A 21,085-nucleotide genomic window follows, 5' to 3' on the forward strand; every position below is an offset into this window, starting at 1 on the left:
TCCGTCGTTTGGCGCGGCGGCCGTCAGGCGGCGGCGTCGGTCCTCAGCAGCAGCATGGCGATGTCGTCGGTGTACCGGCCGGTGGGCCACACCCGACGGATCAGCCCGTCGACGAGGAGGTCGAGGCCCTCGCCACCGTGGGCGGCCAGGTGCCGCACGAGGTCGGCCGTGGTGCGGTCGATGTCCGTTCCGGGCGCCTCGACGAGCCCGTCGGTGTAGAGGGCCAGGGTGCTGCCCGGTTCCAGCGTCAGCCGGGTGACGGGGTAGGGACTGCCCAGGTCGATGCCGAGCAGCGGGGCGGGGTCGAGCGAGACGACCTCGGCCGCACACCCCGGGTGGTGCAGGAGCGGCGGCGGGTGGCCCGCACTGGCGATGGTGACCTGGTGGCGGCTCAGGTCGAGGTGCGCGTACAGGCACGAGACCAGCAGATCGCTCTCCAGGTCGGCGAGCACCCGGTTCGTTCGGTGGAGCACCTGGGCGGGCGGCGCCCCGGCGGTGGCGTGGATGGCGGTGCGCACCTGGCCCATCAGGGCGGCGGCCGCGACGTGGTGCCCCTGCACGTCGCCGATGACGGCGGCGGCGGTGGTGGCGTCGAGACGGATGATGTCGTAGAAGTCGCCGCCGATGTCCATGCCGTGACTGGCCGGCAGGTAGCGTGCGGCGATCTCCAGCCCGGGCAGCCTCGGCAGGCTCCGGGGGAGCAGGGCCTGCTGGAGGCCGTGGGCGAGGTCGTGCGCGGCGTCGTAGAGACGGGCCCGGTCCAGCGCCTGGGCGACGAGCCCGGCCAGTGAGGTGAGGACGGCGCGTTCGTCGGCGGCGAAGACGTGCGGACGGGCGTAGGACAGGACGCAGCAGCCCACCGGGCGTCCCGAGACGACCAGCGGCAGGAAGGCCCAGGCGGCCTTGTCGCTGATCTTCGGGGCCTTCGGGTAGCCGCGGGCCATCTCGGCGCGGTCGGCGAAGAAGAGCGGCGCGCCCGTGGCCAGGACCTGCCCCGCCGGGGTGAGGGCGGTGTCCAGGGCCAGGCCGTCGAGGCGGTCGACGATCTCCTGCGGGTAGCCGTGGTGACCGGTGATCCGCAGTCGGCCCGCGTCGGCCGTGGACAGCACCAGGCCGTCGGCCCCGAAGGCGGGCAGCACCTGGTCGGCGAGGAGTTCGACCACGTCGCGCACGGCGACGGTCTCGGTCAGCCCCGCCGCCAGGTGCACCAGTTGGTAGAGCCGTCCCGCCTGCGCGGTACGGCCGGCCGCCGCGGCGGGCGGGTCGTCGCCGGGGCGGCCGGGGCCCGTCTCGGGGGTGATGCGCACGCTGATGCCGCTGACGTCGGGGAAGAGCTGGAAGCGCAGCGGGCGGTCCGGGGGGCGCAGCGCGCTGAAGGCCACGGGCTCGCGGCTGACGACGGAGCTGCGGTAGTGGTCTTCGATGACCGGATCCTCCAGCCAGGGCAGCGACTGCCAGGGCCGGGTGCCGAGCAGCTGGCCGGCGTCGAGGCCGAGCAGCTCGGCGGCCGTGGTGGAGAGGAACGTGATCCGCCCTTCGAGGTCGAGGGCCACGGCGCCCTCCGGCAGCCGCTCGGCGTAGTCGGCAGCGGCCTGGTTGGGTCGCTCGCGACGTGGGCGGGAACCGGTGACCGGGATGTGGAAGGGGTGCTCGGGAACGAGCGGCGGCTGGGGGGCCTCCTCCAGCGCGCGGGTGATGCGCCGGGCCGCCGAGGTGATGTTGGCGCGCTCCCGGTCGCTCGCGGTGTCCGGGTGGGAGGCCGGCCACAGCAGGAGCAGCGCGCCCCAGCGGCGGGACCGGCCGGTCAGCGGGGCGGCGGCCAGCGTCAGGCGGTACGGCAGGGTCGCCGCCGCGCGCGGGTAGGCGCGGGCCATCGCGTCCTGGGAGCCCATCCACACCAGACGCCCGTCGCGGACGGCGTCGGTCACCGGTGCGGGGGCGGCCAGGGGGATGCGCCGCCACGGCGAGGTCACGTCCTCGGGGATCCCGCATATCACGGCCAGGCACAGCGTCCGGGTGGCGTCGTCCAGAAGGTAGAGGGCGCCGGAGGAGGCCCCGGTACGCCGCACGGTGTCGGCCAGCGCGTCGCCCAGGAGCCCGGGCCCGCTCAGCCCCTCATCACGGCCGGGCACCGTGGCCCCCCGGCCGACCCACGGAGGGCGTCCCACTGCGGGCCGGCTCCTCGCCGCGGCCCGTCACGACGGCTCGGGCCCGCCGCCTCGCGGTCCCGTGTGGCCGTGCGGCGCGGCACCCGGCGCCGTACCTGTCGCCCATACCAGGACCATACGCTTCGCGGGCCGACCGTGGCGCGCCACCGGACTCCCGGTCCGCGCCGAGGTTTCGTCGCGTGCCCGCCCGGCCGCCCGGGGTGACCGGCGCACGGTCGCGCGCGGGGGCCACCGGCGCCGAGGCGGTCCTCGGCGGTCCCGCCGCAGCGGCCGACGAGCCCTGCCGGGTTCACCCGGCAGGGCTCGTGGTGGTCCGGGCGGTGCCACGCGGCGGTCGCGCGGCCCCGGCTCAGGCCGGCGCGTACGTCATGCAGTCCACGGCGGACTCGACGTGCCCCACGGTGATGCCCGGGGCGCGGCACTCGAACTGCTCGTTGTGCCGGCAGTTGGCCACCTTGCACGCGCCGACGCGGCCCGTGGAGTTGGGGTCGCCGCCCTTCGCCGGTGCGTTGAGGTAGGTGTCGCAGTGGGGGTGGCGCATGTCGCCCACCGTGATGGCCTGTGCGTGGCAGGCCTGGTCACGGTTGTAGACGCACTCCTCGACCGTGCATTCCCGCACGACGGGCATCTCCATGAAGCACTCCTCGAAAGTTCTCGGCGAACGGGTCGGCGAGGGCGTCCACGCGGCCGCAGCCCCGCCGCGCCGGTGCGGTCGTCCCACGACCGTCCCACCCGCGCCGTCCGGCCGCCCGCGCACACCGCCGGTGCTACGCCAGGTGGAGGAGTGCGTCCACCGTGCTGCGGTGTTTTGCGGTTCCGGCAAGCTCTTTTGACCGCCGCGCGGCCCCGCGTGAACCTGGCGTGCGAGACCACCGAGACCTCGCCGAGGAGTGCCGATGTCCGCAGAACCGACCACGTCCGCCGACTCCGCCGCACCGGGTACGCCCGAGGACGCCCGCGCGTTCTGGGAGGAGCGCTACCGCGACAGCGACCGCGTGTGGAGCGGCAACCCGAACCCCCTGCTCGTCCGCGAGGTGGCCGGCCTGGAGCCGGGCCGCGCTCTGGACCTCGGGTGCGGGGAGGGCGCCGACGCCGTCTGGCTGGCCGCGCACGGCTGGCGGGTCACGGGGGTGGACATCTCGACGACCGCCCTGGACCGCGCGGCGGCCCACGCCGAGGCCGAGGGCGTGGGCGAGAGCGTCACCTGGGAGCGGCACGAACTGGGGCGGACGTTCCCCGAGGGGAGCTGGGACCTCGTCAGCGCCCAGTTCCTCCAGTCGCCGGTCGAGCTGGACCGCGAACGCGTCCTGCGCTGGGCGGCCTCCGTCGTCGCGCCCGGCGGGACGCTGCTCGTGGCCATGCACGCCAGTTGGCCCTCCTGGCAGAGCGAGCACGACCACCCGTTCGCGGCCGACTTCCCGAGCCTCCAGGACGTCCTGGGGGAGCTGGCGCTTCCCGCCACGTGGCGGGTGGAGACGCTCGAAGAGGTCAAGCGTGACCACCCCTCGCCGGACGGGGTACCGGGAACGCGGGGGGACAACGTCTGGCGGTTCACCAGGACCGCCTGACGCCGTCCCCCCGCGGGTGACCTCAGCCGCCGTCCGGCACCTCCGACGGTGTCCTCGCGGCCGACCCGCCCGGTGCGCGCGCCGGACCGTCGGTACGCAGGCGGCTGGGCCACCACACCGCCGGTCCGATCCACCGCACGAGGGCGGGGACGAGCAGGGAGCGGACGACGAGGGTGTCCAGCAGGACGCCGAAGGCGACGATGAAGGCGATCTGGACCAGGAAGGAGAGCGGGATGACCGCGAGCGCGGCGAACGTGGCCGCGAGCACGACACCGGCGGAGGTGATGACGCCGCCGGTGGCCGTGAGCCCGGTGAGCACGCCCGTGCGGGTGTCGGACCTGAGCGTCTCCTCCCGCACGCGGGTCATCAGGAAGATGTTGTAGTCGACGCCCAGGGCCACGAGGAACACGAAGCCGTACAGCGGCACCGACGGGTCGGTGCTCGTGAACCCGAGCAGGTGCTCGAAGACGAGCGCCGAGACGCCGAGGGTGGCGAAGAAGTTCAGCGCCACGGTGGCCACCAGGAGCACGGGCATCAACAGCGACCGCAGCAGGACGGTCAGGATGAGCAGGATGATCACCAGTACCACCGGGGTGATCACCTCACGGTCCCGTTCGGCCGTGGTGCGGGTGTCGTAGGTCTGCGCGGTGTACCCGCCGACCAGGGCGTCCGGTCCCGCGACGTCGACGGCCTCCCGCAGCCGCTGCACCGTCCGCTGCGCCGCGTCGCTGTCGCTGGGCGCCTCCAGGGTGGCGTTGACCAGGACCCGGCCGTCGACGACCAGGGGGGCACCGGCGCCCGGGCGCGGCCCCTCGGTGAGCAGGCCGGCCTCGGCGACGCCCTCGGTCTCCCGGGCCGCCTCGGTCACCTGTTCGGCGGCGTCGGCGTCGGCGATGATCACCGCCGGGTTGCCGGAGCCACCGGGGTAGTGCTCGCTGAGCTGCTCCTGGGCCTCCACCGACGGGGCGTCCCCCACGAACGTCTCGCTCAGCGGCGCGCCGTCGGTGCGCAGCGTCCCGGAGAACGCGGCGGCGGCGCACAGCGCCACCAGGGTCGCCGCCACCACGCGGCGCGGCCGGCGGTCGACCAGGGAGGCGACCCGCTCCCAGACGCCCTGCCGACCCGTGCCGGCCTGCTTGGGACGCGCCGGCCAGTAGGCCGCGCGTCCCAGCAGCGCCAGGGCCGCGGGCAGGAAGGTGAGGGTGGTGAGCACGGCGCAGGCGATGCCGATCGCGCCCACCGGGCCCAGCGCGCGGTTGTTGGTGAGGTCGCTGAGCAGCAGGGCGAGCAGGCCGAGCGCGACGGTCGCGGCGCTGGCCACGACGGCTCCGGACGAACGCCGCACGGCCGCCGTCATCGCCGCCGGCCGGTCGTGCCCGCCGGCGAGCTCCTCCCGGAAGCGGGCCGACAGCAGCAGGGCGTAGTCCGTCGCCGCTCCGATGACGAGGATGGACAGGATGCCCTGCACCTGGCCGTCCACCCGCACGACGTCCCGCTCCGCGAGCTGGTACACCACGGCGCTGGCCACCGACAGCGCCATGACGGCCCCCGCCATGACGACGAGCGGCAGCAGCACGCTGCGGTAGACCAGCAGCAGGATCAGCAGCACCACGCCGAGGGCGACGAACAGCAGGAGCTCGTCGATCCCGGCGAACGCCTCTCCGAGGTCGGCCTGCGTGGCCGCCGGACCGGCCACGTGGACGGTCGTCCCGGAGACGCCCCCGGCGGCCTCCCGCAGCGCGTCGACGGCCGTACCCGTCTCCTCGCCCAGATCACCGCTCAGTTGCACGACGGTCTGCAGCGCCTCGCCGTCCCGCGACGGCAGCACGGGGGAGGGGCGGCCGGTGACGCCCTCCGTCCCGGCCAGCCTGCTCGACGCGGCCTCGACCTGCTCGCGCTGTGCGGAGGAGACGGCCTCACCGTCCGTCGTCCAGATCACGATCGCCGGGACGGTGTCGTCCTGGCGGAAGCCCTCCTGGGCCTCCAGGACGCGGGTGGACTCGGCGCCCTGGGGCAGGAACGCCGTCTGGTCGTTGGTGGCGACCTCGCCCAGCTTCCCCGCGTAGGGCCCCGCGACCCCTCCGACGACGAGCCAGACGAGCAGCAAGGCGACGGGCAGCAGCCAGCGCGGCGCGCGCGACGTGAGTCGCATGGCACACCTTTCGGTCGGGTACGCGGCACACGCCGCCTCGGACAGCGACCAAGATATCTCAATCATCAAGAGACTCTTAGGGTGGGGGTGTGAGCACACCCGACGAGCGGCCCCCCGCCGGGGCACCGACACCCGGACCCGACCGACCCGGACCCGACCTGCTCGCCCTGGCCGTCCGGCTGCGGGGCATCACCGCCAGCGTCACGCGCACCGGACAGGACTTCGCCCGGAGCCACGGCCTGCACCACACCGACCTGCTGGCCCTCATCGCGATCCTGGACGGGGACGGGCACGGCGGCCCGATGACGCCGGGCCGCCTCCGCGCCCACCTGAACCTCACCTCCGGCGCCGTCACCGCCTGCCTGGACCGCCTCGAACGCGGCGGCCACATCACCCGCACCCGCGACACCGCCGACGGACGGGTCGTGCACCTGCACTACGCCCCGGCCGGCCGTACCGTCGCCCGGGAGGCGTTCCGCCCGCTGGCCCGGCGCACCGACGCCGTCCGCCGCCGCTTCACCGCCGAGGAGATCGAGGTCGTCCTGCGCTTCCTCACCGCGCTGGACGCGGAACTCGACGCCGAGGCCCGGCCCGGCACCGACCCCCCGCCCCCCTCCGGCACCTGACCCGCGCCCGCGCGTGGTCGCGCACCCCGCCGCCCGGCGCGAGCGGTCGGCGGCGGGGCGTGCGGGCGCCCGCCGGTCACGGAGCCGGCGGGACGTCGCAGGCGTCGGCGCGCGGGCCCGTTCGCGGGCTGCCCGGTGGGGTCAGCGCGGTGCGCCCGAGCCCCGTTCGCGGCGGGCGATCACGTCGATCATGTCGCTGATGGTGTCCACGCCCTCCGGGGAGAGGTCCACCGCGCGCAGTGCCACGCTGCGCACCCCGGCGTCACGCAGCGCGCCGAGGAGCTCCAGCTCCTGGGCGATCTCGGCGCCCTGCGCGTCGTCGAAGAAGTAGGAGACCGGCACCTGGAAGAACTGGGCCAGCGCCTCCAGGTGCCGCTTCGTCGGGTTGTCGCGTCGCCCGGTCCGCAGCTGCCACAGGTAGGTGGCAGAGAAGCTCTCCCCGGTGGCCTCCCGGCAGGCCCGCGCGACCTCCTCGTGGCTGTACTGCTCGCGGTTGGGCCGGCGGACGACCCGGAAGAGCGCGTCGATCTTCCCGGCCAGGCTCGAAGCTCCGGACTCCGGCTGTGTCACCGCCCGCCCTCCCTCGTCGCGTCCCCGCCCGGCACGCGTCAACCGGCCGGTGCCGCGCCCGCATTCATGGTAGGCGACGCGCCCCGGCGCGCCCGGACGGGACGCGGGCGGCTCCCGGCGGACCGGACGCTCACGACGTCGGCGTCCCGCTCTCCAGGAGCCGCTGAAGACTGCCGACCAGATCGAGCGCCTCGGCACGTTCCCGCGCGGCGCGCGGCGCGTCGACCCGCCGCTCCAGCACCACCCGCAGGGCGGTGGCGGCCTGCTCGGCGAAGAGGGCCAGCAGGTCGAGCTCACCGAGGCTGGAGCGGGACTGCGGCACCGGCTCCAGGACCTCCAGAACCCCGAGGACACGGTCACCGTGGAGCAGCGGCGCGGCCATGATGGCGTCCGGCACGAACTCCGTCGACTCCGCGAACTCCCGGTCGAAGACGGTGTTGTGGGCGAGGTCGTCGACCACCATGGGCTCCCCCGAGGAGACCACCCACCCCGCGATGCCCTGACCGGCGGGGAAGCGCCGCCCCACGAGACGGTCCTCGCCCCGACCTGACACGGCCTGGAAGATCAACTCGTGGGCCGCCTCGTCGTACAGGAAGACGGAACTGGCCTGGGCGCCGAAGATGGCCCGGGCCACCTCGACCACCGACTGCAGCAGCTCCCGGGACAGCGGATCGGACGCCGCGTCGGGGTGGGGTTCGGTCACGGAGCACCTCCGGTGCCGATGTGGACGTTGGCGGCGGACAGGTAGAGGGCGTTCTTGAGCTGGAACGTGGTCAGCCGCGGGTGCTTGGAGAGGACCCGGGCGCACAGTCCGGCGACGAACGGGGTGGCGAAGCTGTTCCCCGTCGTGCGGATCGTCGTGCCGCCCAGCCAGGCGGCCGTCACGTTCTGGCCGGGGGCGAAGAACTCGACCGGCGGCGCGGGGTTGTAGAGGTAGAGGTCCTGGTCGTCCTCCTGGTGGCTGCCGACCGAGATCACCGAGGCGAACCGCCAGGGGTAGCTCTCCACCGGCATGTTGTGCGCGGAGGCCACGATCACGGTGCGCCGGAAGTACGCCTCGTCGGCCAGCGCGTGGAGCTCGGCGGCGAAGCGGGCCCGGGTGGTCGACAGGCTGAGGTTGACCACGTCGAACCCCTGCCGGACCGCCCAGCGCAGACCGGCCATGAGCATGTCCCCGGTCCCGGTGAACCGTTCGCCCAGGACCCGCACGCTGTACAGCTCGCACTCGGGCGCGACGCGGCGGACGATGCCGGCGCACGCGGTGCCGTGGCCGCAGGCGTCCCCGTCGGCGCTCTCGCGGACCTCGGGCCCCGACTCCGTCGTGACGACGCCCCAGGAGCCGTCCACCCGGCCGACCAGCGGATGGTCGTGCTCGACTCCGGAGTCCACCACGCACACCCGGACCCCTCGCCCGGCGCCCCCCTCGAAGGCCCACGCCGGGGTGACCGGCTCCCCGTCGGCGACGACGGCCACGTCGTCCGGCCCCTTGCCGCGCAGGTTCCAGCTGAGCCGGGCCGCCGACCGCCGAGGCGCCCCGCTCACCGGGCGACCTCCGCTCCGCGGGCCGCGGCGCGTGCGCGGAGCTCCTCGGCACGGCGCGCACCCGGCAGGTGGCCCTTGGCCCGGAACAGGGCGCGTGCCCGGCCCGCGGCGTGCGCGGCCCGCGCCCAGTCGCCCAGCTCCCCGAACACCAGGGCCGCGTCCAGGGCGGCCGTCGCCCGGACGACCGGTGAGTCGGTCTCCTCCGCCGCCGCGCGGGCCCGTTCCGCCAACCGTGCGGCCTCCCCCGACCGGCCCGCCGCGACGGCCAGCCGGGCGCGCAGCCCGTCCAGGTCCGCCGCGTCGGCGCGGGGGAGCGGTCCGGTCGTGCCACCGGCGCGCTCCGAAGGGAGGTGCCCGGCCGCCCCCGGGGCGTCGCCGCCGTCCAGCAGCAGGCGGGCGGACTCGCGTCGCGCCGCGCCCAGCAGCGCGTCGGCGCCGAGTCGCCGCGCGGCGGCGGCGGCCCGCGCGAAGAGCGCGGCGGCCTCCAGGGGGCGTCCCGCCAGCGACTCGACCGAGGCCGCGAAGAGGGGGACGACCACGCTGCTCTCCGCGTAGTGCAACCCCTCGGCCAGCCGCCGGACGTCGTCCAGGCAGGAGCGGGCTCCCGACCAGTCCTCGCCCAGCGCCAGCAGCACGGCCAGTGGACACCCCAGGGTCAGCCGGACGGTCGGCCGCGGGCCGCCGTGGGCGGCCAGCAGGTCCCGGCACCGCGCCACGGCGGTGTCCACCGGCTCCGGTCCACGCCACAGCGAGATCCCGATGGCGCCCAGGACGACGGCCCGTTCGGGTTCGGCGCGGGTGAGTTCCGCGTGCCGCAGCGCGCGGGTGAGCTGACCGTCGGCCCGCCCGTGCCGGCCCTGGAGCTGCAACTCCTGGGCGATCCGGACGCGGGCCCGGGTCTGGCCCAGGTGGTCCCCGGCGGACTCGAAGACCGGCAGCGTCTCCTCGGCGGCCGCCACGACCTCGCCCGGAGGGGCGGTGGCCACGGCCAGCGCGAGCCGGGCGTGCGCGGCCTCGACCGGCGCGCAGCCGCGGTCCGGCACCGCGCGCAGCAGGTCGAGCCCCTCCTCGGACCGGCCGGTGGCCAGCCGCACCTCGGCCAGCGGCAGGGCCGCGCGCGTCCAACCGTCCTCGCCCTCCGTCAACAGGTCCAGGGCCCCCTGCAGCAGGACGCCGGCCCGGGCGAGGTCGGCGCGGGCCAGCGCGAGGGCGCCGGAGCGGGTGAGCAGCTCCGCGGCCCGGTGCCGCAGCGTCTCGGTGTGCTCGTCCCGCAGGCCCAGTTCGACCCGGTAGCGGTAGGCGTGGCGCAGGTGGTCGGCCACCCGCGCGTCGCCCGCCCGCCGGGCCGTCAGGAGCGCGGCGGCCTGCTCGTGGTGCCGGGCCCTGGCCCGCTTGGCCAGGGAGCGGTACGTGACCTCCTGCACCAGCCCGCTGCTGAACCGGTAGGGGCGGTCCTCGGCGGCGGGCCGGCGCAGCGGCTGCACGAGCCTGCGCCGGCTGAGCCGGGTCAGTGCGGGACGCACGGAACCGTCGTCGGCCGCCGCCGTGCCCTCCGGCCGCACCTCCCGGGCCTCCCGTCCGGGCTCCGCCCCCTCGGCGGCGGCCAACGCGCCCAGCTCGTCGGCGGTGAAGTCCCGGCCCAGCACCGACGCGAGGTCCAGCACCGCGCGTTCGGGCCGCTCCAGGGCGTCGACGCGGGCCGCGAGGAGCGCCTGGAGGGAGGGCGGCAGCGAGGCGTCCCCGTCCGGCCCCGGCCCGTCGGCTGTGGCGATCAGCTGCTCCAGGTAGAACGGGTTGCCCCCGGCGGCCTCCACGGCCCGGGCCGGAACGGCCGAACGGTGCGCGCTGACCTCGGTGAGCACGGCGGCCAGGGCCTCCGACTCCTCGGGCGGCAGCCCGGACAGCATCAGGGAACGCGAGCGCGGCCGTCCGCTGCCCCAGCCCGGGCGGCGGTCCAGCAGGTCCAGCCGCGCGGCGCACAGCAACAGCACGGCCGACAGGTCGAGTTCCTCCACCAGCCGGTCCAGCACGTCCATGAGCAGCTCACCGGCCCAGTGGCAGTCGTCGATGACGAGGACCACGGGCCGTGCCCGGGCCAGGGCGGCCAGCAGCGCCACCAGCGCGGAGCAGGTGTCCTCCACCGACGGGCTGGGCGTGCCGTCGCGCAGCAGACCCGCCTCCAGCACCGCGGTGGCCCCCCGCACCTCGGCCCGCTCGGCCGTACAGGCCGGCGACATCGGCCCGTCGAGCAGCTGCCGGACGGCCTCCGCCAGCGGCGCGAGGCTGCCGTGGTCGCCGTAGGGGCGGCAGCGGCCCGCGCCGAACGCGACGGGGGTGTCGAGCCCCGCGTGCCACTCGCGCAGCAGCCGGGTCTTGCCGACCCCCGCCTCCCCGTAGAGGGTGACGAGCTGGGCGGACTCGTCGGCGGCGACCCCGTCCAGGGCCAGGCCCAACTCGGCCCGCTCCCTGGCCCGCCCCACGTAGGGCACGTCGAAGCGACGCAGCCGCTCCGGGTCGTCCTCCTCGACCGCCAGCAGCCGGTGGGCGGTGACCGGGTCCTCCTTGCCCTTGACGCGCAGCGGCCCCACCGGTGCGACACGGGCGGCCGATCCGGCCGCCAGCAGGGTCGGCTCCCCGACGAGGATCTCGCCCCGGCCGGCGTTCTGCTCCAGTCGGGCGGCGACGTTCACCGTCTCGCCCGAGACGAGCTTCTGCCGGGTGGAGACGTCCGAGCTGGTCACCACGGGACCGGTGTTCACCCCGATGCGCACCTGCAGCCGGACGCCGAGCGACGCGTTCAACCCGGTGTTGAGCTCCTCGACGGCCGCCAGCATGGCCAACGCCGCCCCCAGCGCGCGGCGGGCGTCGTCCTCGTGGATGACCGGGATGCCGAAGACGGCCATGACGGCGTCCCCGATGAACTTCTCCACCGTGCCGCCGAAGTCCTCGACACAGCCGCGCACCGCCTCGAAGTAGTCCAGCGTGACGGCGCGGAGGGTCTCCGGATCCAGGGCGCCGGAGAGCGCGGTCGAGCCGACGAGGTCGCAGAAGACGACGGTGACGACCCGGCGTTCCTCGGGCGGCGCCGTCGGGGCGCAGGAGGAGCCGCACCGCGGGCAGAAGCGTGCGTCGGCCGGCGTGGGGTGGCCGCATGAGGCACAGTGCATGACTGCTGTTCCCCGTCCCGTCAGAAGAGGGCTCCACCGGCGATCTCGCTGTGCGCGTGGACCTCGTCCCCGGCGTCCTCCAGCCGGGCCTTGATGTCCAGCAGCAGGGCGAGTTCGTCGACGCTGAGGCCGTGGATGAGCGTGCGCTGGTCCTCGGTGAGGGCGGCGACGTCGAAGCCCTGGGCCCGGAGCTCGCCCAGCACGTCGGGCGCCTCGGGGACGGGGTCGGGCGCGGGGCGGGTTGGCTCCGTCAAGGCGTACCTCCTGCGGTTGCCGGGGGGCCGTGGGGCGCACCGGGGCGGGGCGTGCGGGTGAGGGTGCCGAACAGCCCGAGCAGGGCGTCGACCGTGAACAGGGCGCTCACCGTCACGGTGTGCACCTGACCGGCAGTCAGGTCCAGGGCGTCGAGCAGGGCGTGGAGGTCGTCGCTGTGGCCGGTGTCCAGCGCGGCGTGCGCCCGGACGGTCCGCAGGGCGGCGGCGGGCACGCCGGCGTCCCGGACCACCCGGTCGGCGAGCCAGGGGGCCGGGGCGTTGCCCTCCAGGACCGCGATGTAGCCGAGCAGGGCGACGGGGTGGTGGTGCTCGATCCAGTAGTACTGGGCGCCGACCAGTGCCGCCACGGCGGGCGGAGGTGGCCGGCCGAGGGCTTCTCGGGGGTCGTGGCCGAGCGACGCGAGATCGTCGGCCAGCCAGTCGTCGTGTCCGCGCTCCTCCTCGATGTGGCCGGCCAGGTACCGGGCCAGCGGCTCGGCGACCGGATCGGGCCCGGGCGCCCCCGCGAGCCGGGCGCAGCGGGCGGCGGCCCGTTCCATCAGCGGTACCGAGGCGCGCACCACCCCGTGCATCACGCGCAGGTACTGCGGGTAGCGCTGGGCGAGGCCGGGCGCGTCCCACAGCGCGGCGGTGGCCGCGCGCACCGCCGGTTCGGTGAGCCGCAGCCGCGCGCGCAACGCCTCGCCCGCGGCCGGGCGGTGCCGGGGCGTGGTCACGGCGCGGCCCCGGGGAGTGCCACCAGGTCGGCGTAGGCCGCGCACCCGTGGCGGCGTACGTACGCCACCGGACCGGCCTCCCGCCGCCGCCGGGCGGCCCGGCGGTCCAGCAGCGCCCCGGCGGGCCCGGACGCGACCCGTGCGGCGCCCGCGAGCGCCTCCGGATGTTCGGGGAGCGCGCGGCAGCCCGCGCAGGTGCCCGCCTCACCGGCCGCCCGGGCCGCCGGGCCACCGTGGCGGGCCAGCAGCCGCAGCGGTCCGCCGCTGCGTACCGAGCGCAGCACGGGCGAGGCCAGCGTCCGCCCCCGCACCGCGCCCCAGTCGTCCTCGGCGACGTGGCCGAGCAGCAGGTGCGCCGGGACGGGGCGGCGGTCGACGACGTCCTGGTTGCAGCAGGCCACCACGGTGCCGTCGGCCGTCACGACCGGCCAGGCGGCCATCGAGCACGGCGCGGAGCGCAGCGGGTCGAGCGGGGCCGCGACCGGGGGGCGGGTGCCGGGGCGCCCGGCGGCCCGTCCCACCGGGCGGACGGTGTTCACGAGCATCGGCACGCGGTCCTCGAACGCCCGCCGCACGGCGGCCGTCGTCTCGGCCAGGTAGGGGTCCAGCGGGTCCGTGCCGACCAGGTGGAGGCTGACGGACGTCCCGGACTCCAGCACCTCGCGCACCACCCGGAAGACGTCCGCCCGGGCCACCTCCCGTTCGTGGAAGGCGTCCACGCTCACCGACAGGTGGTCGACGGCGTCGATCGCGCGACGGACGCGGGTGGGGATCACCTCCCGGGCCCGGGACGCGCCGCGGGCCGCGCCACGGGCGAAGAAGGCGCCGGTCAGCAGCGCGCTGCGGGTCCCGGCCCGACGGGCCCGGACGGCCAGCTCGGCGCTGAGCTCCGGCATCATCAGCGGTTCGCCGCCGGTCATCATCAGCACGTCGGGCCGGTCCTGCGGCGTGAAGGAGCCCACGAACCGCAGCAGACGGTCCGGGTCCGGCCCGCCGGCGGCCATCGTGGAGTCGGTGGAGCAGTGCGCGCAGCTCAGCGGGCAGCGCCGGGTGAGCATCATCAGCAGCCCGGCGGCGGGCTCGGGGCGCAGTGCCATGAGCTCGGCGAGTTCCACGGCGGCCTCCCTTCGGCGCGGTGCCCCGCCCACTGTGGCCGGGGCGGGTTCAACCGGCGGCGGCCGACGGTTCGGAACCGGTATGGGCGCTGCTCGTCACGGCGTACAGACGGGTCAGGCAGGGCAGTTCGTAGCGCACCGCGTGCGCGGTGACCTCGACGTCGGGAACGCTGAGGGCCCCCGCGTCGATGAGCGCCTCCAGCCGTCTGCGCAGCGGTTCCGCGTCGCACCGCAGCGCGGTACTGGCCTGGTGCAGCGTGAAGACCGGGCCGGACAGCGCGCCGAGGCGGCGCAGCAGCGCCCCGTTGGCCTCCGACAGGTCGCGCCAGCTCTCGGCCACCCGGCGCCGGACGTCGACGTCTCCCGCGGCCAGTTCGTCCAGCAGGGCCTCCGGGGCGCTGAGCCGGGCGGCGAACTCGCGCAGCGGCAGATGCCGCAGCACCGCGAGCTTGAGCCCGGCGGCGCGGACCGCCAGCGGTTGCCTTCCGGCCGTGGCCAGGATGGTGTCGGCGGCCGTCGGGTCACCGCACACCCGGGACGGGCCGATGAGGCGCCCGAGGAGTTCCAGCGCCTCGCCCCGGGTGAAGGGCGGCACGTCCAGGCGGTAGGCGCCGGCCAGGCCGGCCAGCCGGCAGCGCGCGGTCACCAGGACGGCGCTCTCGCCGCCGTCGGGCACCAGGGGGCGCACCGCGGCCTCGTCGGCCGCGTCGTCGAGCACCAGCAGGACGCGGTGCTGGGCGAGCCACTCGCGCCAGCGGGCGGCTGCCTCCTCGGGGTGGCCGGGGCGGGGTTCGGGGAGCCCGGCGAACCGCAGCGCTTCGGCGAGCACGTCCCGGGCCGGCCGCCGGGCGCCGTCGTCCGCGCGCATCCGCACCAGGAGCCTTCCGTCGGGGAAGCGCCGCGCGAGCCGGTGGGCCCCGTGCACGGCGAGCGCCGTCTTGCCGACGCCGACCGGCCCGGTCAGCGCGGCCAGTCGGCACCAGCCGCCGGTCAGGACGTCCGTCAGCTCCTCGACGAGTTCCCGGCGTCCGGTGAAGTCCGGCAGGTCCGCGGGGAGCAGGCACCGGGCGGTGCGCTGCGGCCGCGCGCCGGCCGGGGCGCAGTCGCCGGACAGCATGGACCGGTACAGCGCGGCCAGCGGCGGACTCGGCTCCAGACCGAGCTCGGCGGCGAGCCGCTGCCGCAGCCCGTCGTAGACGGCGAGCGCCTCCGTCTGACGGCCGGTGGCGTACAGCGCGTTCATCTGGGCGGCGATCAACCGCTCGCGCAGGGGGTGTGTTTCGGTCAGTTCGGCGGTGACGTCGGCGACGTCCCCGGCATTGCCCAGGGCCAGCTCGGCCTCCGCCCAGTCCTCGTGCGCCTGGACCCTGCGCGCCTCCAGGCGTCCGGCCTCGGCGGCGACGGCCGGTGAACCGCTCAGTTCCGCCAGCGGCGGGCCCTGCCACAGGTCCAGTGCCCTGCGCAGCAGCCGTGCGGCGGCGGCCGGGGCCCCCTGGCCCGCCGCGCTCCTCCCGGCCCGGGCCAGCTCGTTGAAGCGCAGCACGTCCACCTCGTCCGGACGGAGGCTCAGGTGGTACCCGCCGGCCTGGTGCGTCAGCCGGTCGCCGGCGCCCGCGTCGGCCAGGATCCCCCGCAGGGTGGACACGTAGACCTGGAGGTTCTTCCGCGCGGTGCGGGGCGGGGCGTCCTCCCACACCGCCTCGGTGAGCGTGCTGACGGGAACGGCGCGGTTGGGGCTGCACAGCAGCATGGCCAGAACCAGACGCTGCTTGAGTGGACCGAGGGATAAGGACGTCCCGCCGCAGCGGGCGGTCAGCGGGCCGAGGACGGTGAACCGCAAGGTCACCTGGGGCCGGGCGGGCTGAGCTTCCATGAGCGTTCCCCCTCGGGCGGGACCGTGGCCCCTGCCAGCAGCAACGAGACTGTGCAAGTCATTCATTTCAGCTGATGCCTGGAGGAGCGTAGGTCACCCGCCGGACGAGCGCCAGGGAGCGCGCACGGCCGGAGCACGGCTCCTTCTCCCCCCGTTCACCGCCCGGACCTGGCCGGGATACCGAGGCCATACCGATGCCAAGCCGTCGCCGAACGGCCTCGACCTAACGTCGAGGCACAGGCGGAACCCGCAGGTGACCGCCATCCCCGAGCGGATGAGGAGAGCGACCATGTCGGAGATCAACGAGCCCACCCCCGACGAGACCCCGGGCGTCGAGAGCGAGGAGGAGGCCGAGGTCGAGGCCCACTCCGTCAGGGAGCTCCAGGACCTGTCGGCCGACGCGCCCGACGACGCGCTGATCAGCACCGTCAGCCTGGGGGACTGCTGACACCGGGCCACACCCGCTGATCCGCAGAACGGGGGTGGTGTGCCGTACCGGCGCCCGAGGCCGCGGCACACCACCGTCCCCCTGTCCAGGGCCTGAGGGCCGCTCGCACGGCGACGGACCACGACGACGAACAAGGTGGCGGAACGTCATGAAGAAGAACCCCTTCGCGTACGTCGTCGCGGACCGGGAGTTCTACGCGCCCCTGGAGAGCGCCACCGAGCCGGGCGATCCCCTGCGGCCCGCGGCGGTGCCCGACGGGTGGGAGGGCACCGTGTCCGGACCGTGGACGGTGTGGCGGCGCGCCGCGCACCACGGCGCCGAGGACGGGTGGAAGGTCCACGTCTCCGCCCGCCCCGACCGGCTCGTCCCGGTCCTCGACACCGTGGCCCGCGTGTGCTTCGCCCACGCGGTGCACTTCAAGCACCTGTCCGGCCGCTCCTTCCACCACTGGACGCACGCCAAGCAGGCCTCCCGCGTCCAGAACGGCAAGTTCGTCGCCGCCTACCCGCCCGACGCGCCCGCCGCCCGGCGGCTCATGGAGCACCTGAGCGCGGAACTGGAGGGCGAGGAGGGGCCGTACATCCTCACCGACCGCCGGTTCGGCACCTCCCGGACCGTCCACTACCGCTACGGGGCCTTCGTCCCCCGCCGCCGAGTCCGCCCCGACGGCACCACGCGGTACCTCGTCCGCGACGGACACGGCGCCCTCGTCGAAGACCGCCGCGCCCTCGGGTTCTTCCTCCCCGACGGCCTGACCGACCCCTTCCGGCCCACCGGACCGCGCCGGGCGGCCCGGGCACGACGGCCCGAGGGGAGCGCTCGCACCGACCAGCCGCCCACCTTCGGCGGGTTCGCCTTCGAGGAGGCCATCCGCTTCAGCAACGCCGGCGGCACCTACCGCGGCCGGGACGTGGCCACCGGACGTGCGGTGTTCATCAAGGAGGCCCGCGCCCACTGCGGCGTGGCCACCGACGGCACCACGGCACCGCAGGCGCTGGACACCGAGTGGGAGACCCTGTGCCGTCTCCACCGCGACGCCCCCGGACTCGCACCCCGGCCGATCGAGCGCTTCCGGGTCTGGGAGCACGACTTCCTCGTCACGGAGCTCATCGACGGCCGTCCCCTGTCCCACTGGATGTCGGGCACGAGTCCCCTCCTGCGCGTCACCGCCACCCGCGCGGACGTCCTCGCCTACTACGAGCGCTGCGAACGGATCGTCGCGGCGATCGAAGGGGCCCTGACGGACCTGCACGCCGCCGGATACCTCTTCGTGGACGTCAGCCCGGGCAACGTCCTGATCGACCGCGACGACCGCGTCCGGCTGGTCGACTTCGAGGCGGCCCGGCCCGTCGGGTCGGCCTTCACCCCGCTGGGGACCCCCGGCTACAGCCCGCCCCCCGCCCTGCGCGGTGACGACCCGACCGTCTACGACACCTACGGCCTCTGCGCGCTGACCCACCTCCTCCTCGGCCCCCTGCAACAGGTCGCCCGGCGCAACCCCGACGCCCTGACCCACCAGCACGCGGAACTGGCACGGAGCGCACCCGTCCCCCGACCGCTGTGGGACCGCGTCACCCGCTACCACCGTCCGCGGGGACGATCGCCCCTGCCCGGCCCCGAGGAGGTCGCCGCCGACCCCCTCACCCACCTGACCGCCCTGCGGGACGGCGTCGGCGACGCGCTGCTCGCGATGGCCGACCCGGCGCACCCGGGGCGCGTCTTCCCCACCATCATGGAGGGGTACCAGACCAACACCCTGTGCGTCGCCTACGGCACCGCGGGCGTCGTCCACGCGCTCAGCCGCGCGGGCAGGCCCCTGCCCGAGGGCGTCCTGCACCGGCTGCGCGAGGACGCGCTCGGCGCCGCCGACGCGCTCGCCCCGGGGCTCTACGTCGGCACGGCCGGCATCGCCCGGGTCCTGGCCGACCACGGCATGCTCACCGAGGCGACGGACCTGCTGGCCGCCGCCGACCGGCACCCGCTCACCGCCGACTGCGCCACCCTGTACGGCGGTTCGGCGGGCCTCGCACTGGCCCACCTCGCGCTGTACGGGCACACCCGCGACCCCCACCACGTCGACCGGGCCCTCGCACTCGTCCACGCCCTGCCGCGCGACGACGGCGCGCTGGCCGAACGGCTCGGACCCGACGGCGCCACCGGACTGCTGCACGGCCCCTGCGGCGTCGCCCTGCTGCTCCAGCAACTCGCCGCCGTCACCGGCGACACCGCACACCTCGCCCGAGGCGTCCGGCTGCTGCACGCCGAGCTCGACCGGGCCACCGACCCCGGCGCCCCCGACCTGACCTTCCCCGTCTCGGCCGCCGACAGCCGCGTCGTGGCCTACCTGTTCTCCGGCTCCGCCGGCCTCGCCCACACCCTCGACCGCTACCTGGGCCTGGTGGACGACGAGCGCCTGACCGACGCGCTGCCCCGGCTGCTCGCGCCCCTGCACCTGCTGACCACCGTGATGCCCGGCCTCTACCAGGGCCTGTCCGGCTACGGCCTCGTCCTGGCCGACCACGCCCGCCTCACCGGCGATCCGGTGTCCCGCGCCGCCGCCGTGCGGGCGGCCCGGGGGCTGTTCAAGTACGCGATACCGCACGAGAGCGGAATCCGGTTCCTGGGCGACCAGTCACTGCGCTACAGCGCCGACCTGTACAGCGGTTCGGCCGGGGTGCTGCTGTTCCTCGCCCAGCTGCTCGCCCCCCGGCCCGACGCGCTCCTCACCGTCGACGCCCTGGCCGCCCCCTCCGCGCTCACGCCGGCCTGAGCCCCCGGAGGACGACCGTGCGACACGATCTCACCCTGTACTGGTGGGGGCAGACCACCTCCGCCTTCGGCTCCTTCTTCACCGCCATCGCCTTCCCCCTCATCGCCGTCGTCCAACTCGACGCCACGGCCGCCGAGGCCGGGCTCCTCAGCGCGGCGGGCATGCTGCCCGTACTCCTGCTCGGGCTGCCCCTGGGCGCCCTCGCCGACCGCGTCACCCGCCCCCGCAGAACGCTCGTGGCGCTCGACGCCGCATCCGCCCTGGCCGTGGGCACCGTCGCCCTGGGGCTGGCCGCCGGCTCCGTCACCCTCGTCTGGCTCGCCTGCCTCAGCGCCGTGCGGGCCGCCCTGGGCAGCATGGCCGGAGCCCTCTACTTCGTTCACCTGCGCGAACTGGTCAGCGCCGACGGCGTCGGACCGGCACGGGCCCGCCTGCAGGCCGGGCAGTTCGGCGCGTCGCTCGTCGGCCGCTCGCTGGCCGGGCCCGCCGTGGCCGTCTTCGGCGGGGCGACCGCGCTGGCCGTCGACGCCGCAAGCTACGTCCTCAGCGCCGCCGCGCTGCTGGCCATGCGCACCCCCGACCGCTCCTCGGCCGGCCGGAGGAAGCCCGGCGAACGCTCCCGGGGCGCGACGGCCGGGCTGCGGTTCTTCTTCGGTCACACCTACCACCGCTCGCTCCTCACCTTCCTGCTCTCCTCCGCCGTCTGCCTCTCCGGCGTCACCGCGCTCACCGGCATCTTCCTGCTGCGCGACGTGGGGCTGCCCGACTCCGCCTACGGCCTGGTGTTCGCCCTGTCCGGGGTCACCGGGATGGCCGGATCCTTCGTCGCCGGCCGGGTGCTGCGCCCCGGCGGCGACGCCCGCCGGGTGACCGCCCTCAGCTTCGCCCTGGCCGCCTGCTGCGCCCTCCTGCTCCCCATGGCCGTCGGCCCCGTTCCCCTGGCGGCCTCCATCGCCGCACTCGGCATCTCGCTGCCGGTCTTCTTCGGAGCGATCGCCAACGTCGGCCTGGGCTCCGTGCTGACCGTCGACGTGCCCGAGGCCGAGCTCGGACGCGCCATGGCCGCCGTACAGGTCTTCGTCGCGGGGGCCAACGTCCTGGGCGCGCTGGCCGGCGGGCTGCTGGGGCAGTGGATCGGCGTCCACGCGGCGTTGTGGGCCCTGAACCTCCTCCGGCTGGGGGTCGTCGCCGTCGCCATTCCACCGGCCGTCCGGGCCGCGCGCCGGATGCGCGCCGCCGCTCCTCCCGAGGCCGCGGACCCCGCGGCGGCCGCTTCGTCGGGCTGAGCCGGTCCCGCTTCCCGACCCCGTCCCGAGGCTCGGGGCGGAACGCCACCACACGCGACGTCCGGAAAGACCGCCGTCGTGGCCGAAACCCGATGGGTCCGCCCCGCGACGCCGTCGACACCCTCGCCAGCCGCTGGACCGGCCGATACGCTCACATGGTCCGACACGTCCCCGAGCCCACGGCGGCCGTGCGGCGACACCGACCTCCTGGCCTCCGGACCGCACCCCCGACACGGCGCCCGGTCCCGCACCGAGAGGAGCATGCCGTGCTCGTCGCTCGGCAGGACAGACGGATGTGGCGACGAGCCGGCCGGATCGCGGACGAGCTCACCCTTCCCGCCCCGTTCGACGCCGAACGGTTCATCGCCTACCTGGCCGAACGGCGCGGCCGCCCCGTCACCATCCTGCCCGTCGAACTGCCGCACACCGGCCCGTGCGGGCTGCTCGTGACCACGGACCGCGCCGACTACATCATGTACACCCCGCACACCACCACCCTGCACCGGGAGCACATCCTGCTCCACGAGGCCGCCCACCTGCTCCTCGGCCACGACCGGGCCTCCGTCCACGACACACCGCTGCCCCGCACCCTGATCGGCCACCTCTCACCGCACCTCGTCCGCCGCGTCCTGGGGCGCACCGCCTACCCCGAACCGTTCGAGCGCGAGGCCGAACTGCTGGCGTCCCTCCTGCGCCACCGCGCGCTGCGCAACGACGCCGCACTCCCACCCCCCACGCCAGGGGGGTGCGCCGCGGCGCCGCTGGTGGGCGCCGTCGCCGGACCGCAGCACGCCGGCTGAGCGGCCGAC

Annotated in this window: 17 protein-coding genes; 6 read left to right on the forward strand and 11 right to left on the reverse strand. The window is 75.7% G+C overall.

Features of this window, described 5'->3' with window-relative positions; all coding sequences use genetic code 11:
* Positions 1-23 precede the first annotated feature (23 nt).
* Both IF129_RS09420 and IF129_RS09425 read right to left on the reverse strand, forming a co-directional pair.
* Positions 24-2,132, reverse strand: coding sequence for a PP2C family protein-serine/threonine phosphatase (locus tag IF129_RS09420; RefSeq protein ID WP_318153642.1), 2,109 nt, complete (start codon positions 2,130-2,132; stop codon positions 24-26).
* A gap of 385 nt (positions 2,133-2,517) precedes the next feature.
* Positions 2,518-2,802 (reverse strand): DUF1540 domain-containing protein, encoded by a 285-nt coding sequence (locus tag IF129_RS09425; protein WP_191209061.1) that lies wholly within the window; start codon positions 2,800-2,802, stop codon positions 2,518-2,520.
* 262 nt (positions 2,803-3,064) lie between these two features.
* Here IF129_RS09425 and IF129_RS09430 point away from each other — a divergent pair, with 262 nt between their 5' ends.
* A complete protein-coding gene (locus tag IF129_RS09430) occupies positions 3,065-3,736 on the forward strand; it encodes a class I SAM-dependent methyltransferase (RefSeq protein ID WP_191209062.1) in 672 nt (223 codons plus the stop codon).
* Between the two features lie 22 nt (positions 3,737-3,758).
* On the opposite strand, the gene IF129_RS09435 is transcribed toward IF129_RS09430, so the two are convergent.
* Positions 3,759-5,888 carry an MMPL family transporter gene (locus IF129_RS09435; RefSeq protein WP_191209063.1) on the reverse strand — a complete coding sequence of 710 codons (2,130 nt, stop codon included), beginning with the start codon at positions 5,886-5,888 and terminating at the stop codon, positions 3,759-3,761.
* Positions 5,889-5,977: 89 nt separating this feature from the next.
* On the opposite strand from IF129_RS09435, the gene IF129_RS09440 reads away from it, so the two are divergent.
* A complete protein-coding gene (locus IF129_RS09440) occupies positions 5,978-6,514 on the forward strand; it encodes a MarR family winged helix-turn-helix transcriptional regulator (RefSeq protein WP_381480386.1) in 537 nt (178 codons plus the stop codon).
* A 141-nt stretch (positions 6,515-6,655) separates the two neighbouring features.
* Here the strand turns inward: IF129_RS09440 and IF129_RS09445 are convergent, their stop codons facing one another.
* The 8 genes from IF129_RS09445 to IF129_RS09480 all read right to left on the reverse strand — a co-directional run bounded on the left by IF129_RS09445 (position 6,656) and on the right by IF129_RS09480 (position 15,772).
* Positions 6,656-7,084, reverse strand: coding sequence for a helix-turn-helix domain-containing protein (locus IF129_RS09445; RefSeq protein ID WP_191209064.1), 429 nt, complete (start codon positions 7,082-7,084; stop codon positions 6,656-6,658).
* Positions 7,085-7,214: 130 nt separating this feature from the next.
* Positions 7,215-7,787 carry a GAF domain-containing protein gene (locus IF129_RS09450; protein WP_191209065.1) on the reverse strand — a complete coding sequence of 191 codons (573 nt, stop codon included), beginning with the start codon at positions 7,785-7,787 and terminating at the stop codon, positions 7,215-7,217.
* Positions 7,784-8,626 carry a S8 family peptidase gene (locus IF129_RS09455; protein ID WP_191209066.1) on the reverse strand — a complete coding sequence of 281 codons (843 nt, stop codon included), beginning with the start codon at positions 8,624-8,626 and terminating at the stop codon, positions 7,784-7,786. Before IF129_RS09455 ends, IF129_RS09450 begins: the two co-directional genes overlap by 4 nt.
* A complete protein-coding gene (locus IF129_RS26700; protein ID WP_191209067.1) occupies positions 8,623-11,793 on the reverse strand; it encodes an adenylate/guanylate cyclase domain-containing protein in 3,171 nt (1,056 codons plus the stop codon). The genes IF129_RS09455 and IF129_RS26700 overlap by 4 nt, the downstream gene beginning before the upstream one ends.
* A gap of 20 nt (positions 11,794-11,813) precedes the next feature.
* On the reverse strand, positions 11,814-12,047 hold the full coding sequence (locus IF129_RS09465; protein ID WP_191209068.1) for an aroma-sacti cluster domain-containing protein: 234 nt from the start codon (positions 12,045-12,047) through the stop codon (positions 11,814-11,816).
* Entirely contained in the window at positions 12,044-12,784 is a 741-nt protein-coding gene (locus IF129_RS09470; protein WP_191209069.1) for an iron-containing redox enzyme family protein, read from the reverse strand. The genes IF129_RS09465 and IF129_RS09470 overlap by 4 nt, the downstream gene beginning before the upstream one ends.
* Positions 12,781-13,899, reverse strand: coding sequence for a radical SAM protein (locus IF129_RS09475; protein WP_191209070.1), 1,119 nt, complete (start codon positions 13,897-13,899; stop codon positions 12,781-12,783). The genes IF129_RS09470 and IF129_RS09475 overlap by 4 nt, the downstream gene beginning before the upstream one ends.
* 49 nt (positions 13,900-13,948) lie before the next feature.
* Entirely contained in the window at positions 13,949-15,772 is a 1,824-nt protein-coding gene (locus IF129_RS09480; RefSeq protein ID WP_191209071.1) for an AfsR/SARP family transcriptional regulator, read from the reverse strand.
* Between the two features lie 289 nt (positions 15,773-16,061).
* Here IF129_RS09480 and IF129_RS09485 point away from each other — a divergent pair, with 289 nt between their 5' ends.
* The 4 genes from IF129_RS09485 (at position 16,062) to IF129_RS09500 (ending at position 21,076) form a co-directional block, all read left to right on the forward strand.
* The gene (locus IF129_RS09485) at positions 16,062-16,220 is read left to right on the forward strand and encodes a hypothetical protein (RefSeq protein WP_191209072.1); all 159 of its coding nucleotides are present in this window, start codon (positions 16,062-16,064) and stop codon (positions 16,218-16,220) included.
* Positions 16,221-16,368: 148 nt separating this feature from the next.
* Positions 16,369-18,990 carry a class III lanthionine synthetase LanKC gene (gene lanKC / locus IF129_RS09490; RefSeq protein ID WP_191209073.1) on the forward strand — a complete coding sequence of 874 codons (2,622 nt, stop codon included), beginning with the start codon at positions 16,369-16,371 and terminating at the stop codon, positions 18,988-18,990.
* 17 nt (positions 18,991-19,007) lie between these two features.
* A complete protein-coding gene (locus IF129_RS09495) occupies positions 19,008-20,276 on the forward strand; it encodes an MFS transporter (protein WP_191209074.1) in 1,269 nt (422 codons plus the stop codon).
* Positions 20,277-20,569: 293 nt separating this feature from the next.
* Positions 20,570-21,076 carry a ParH-like protein gene (locus IF129_RS09500; protein ID WP_191209075.1) on the forward strand — a complete coding sequence of 169 codons (507 nt, stop codon included), beginning with the start codon at positions 20,570-20,572 and terminating at the stop codon, positions 21,074-21,076.
* Positions 21,077-21,085: the final 9 nt, after the last annotated feature.

This window comes from Streptomyces chumphonensis, assembly GCF_014779715.1.
Taxonomy (GTDB): domain Bacteria; phylum Actinomycetota; class Actinomycetes; order Streptomycetales; family Streptomycetaceae; genus Streptomyces; species Streptomyces chumphonensis.

Coding starts and splice junctions, on each gene's coding strand:
- lanKC (WP_191209073.1), top strand. CDS start 16,369: ATGAAGAAGAACCCCTTCGCGTACGTCGTCGCGGACCGGGAGTTCTAC.
- IF129_RS09430 (WP_191209062.1), top strand. CDS start 3,065: ATGTCCGCAGAACCGACCACGTCCGCCGACTCCGCCGCACCGGGTACG.
- IF129_RS26700 (WP_191209067.1), bottom strand. CDS start 11,793: ATGCACTGTGCCTCATGCGGCCACCCCACGCCGGCCGACGCACGCTTC.
- IF129_RS09435 (WP_191209063.1), bottom strand. CDS start 5,888: ATGCGACTCACGTCGCGCGCGCCGCGCTGGCTGCTGCCCGTCGCCTTG.
- IF129_RS09425 (WP_191209061.1), bottom strand. CDS start 2,802: ATGGAGATGCCCGTCGTGCGGGAATGCACGGTCGAGGAGTGCGTCTAC.
- IF129_RS09480 (WP_191209071.1), bottom strand. CDS start 15,772: ATGGAAGCTCAGCCCGCCCGGCCCCAGGTGACCTTGCGGTTCACCGTC.
- IF129_RS09485 (WP_191209072.1), top strand. CDS start 16,062: ATGTCGGAGATCAACGAGCCCACCCCCGACGAGACCCCGGGCGTCGAG.
- IF129_RS09500 (WP_191209075.1), top strand. CDS start 20,570: ATGTGGCGACGAGCCGGCCGGATCGCGGACGAGCTCACCCTTCCCGCC.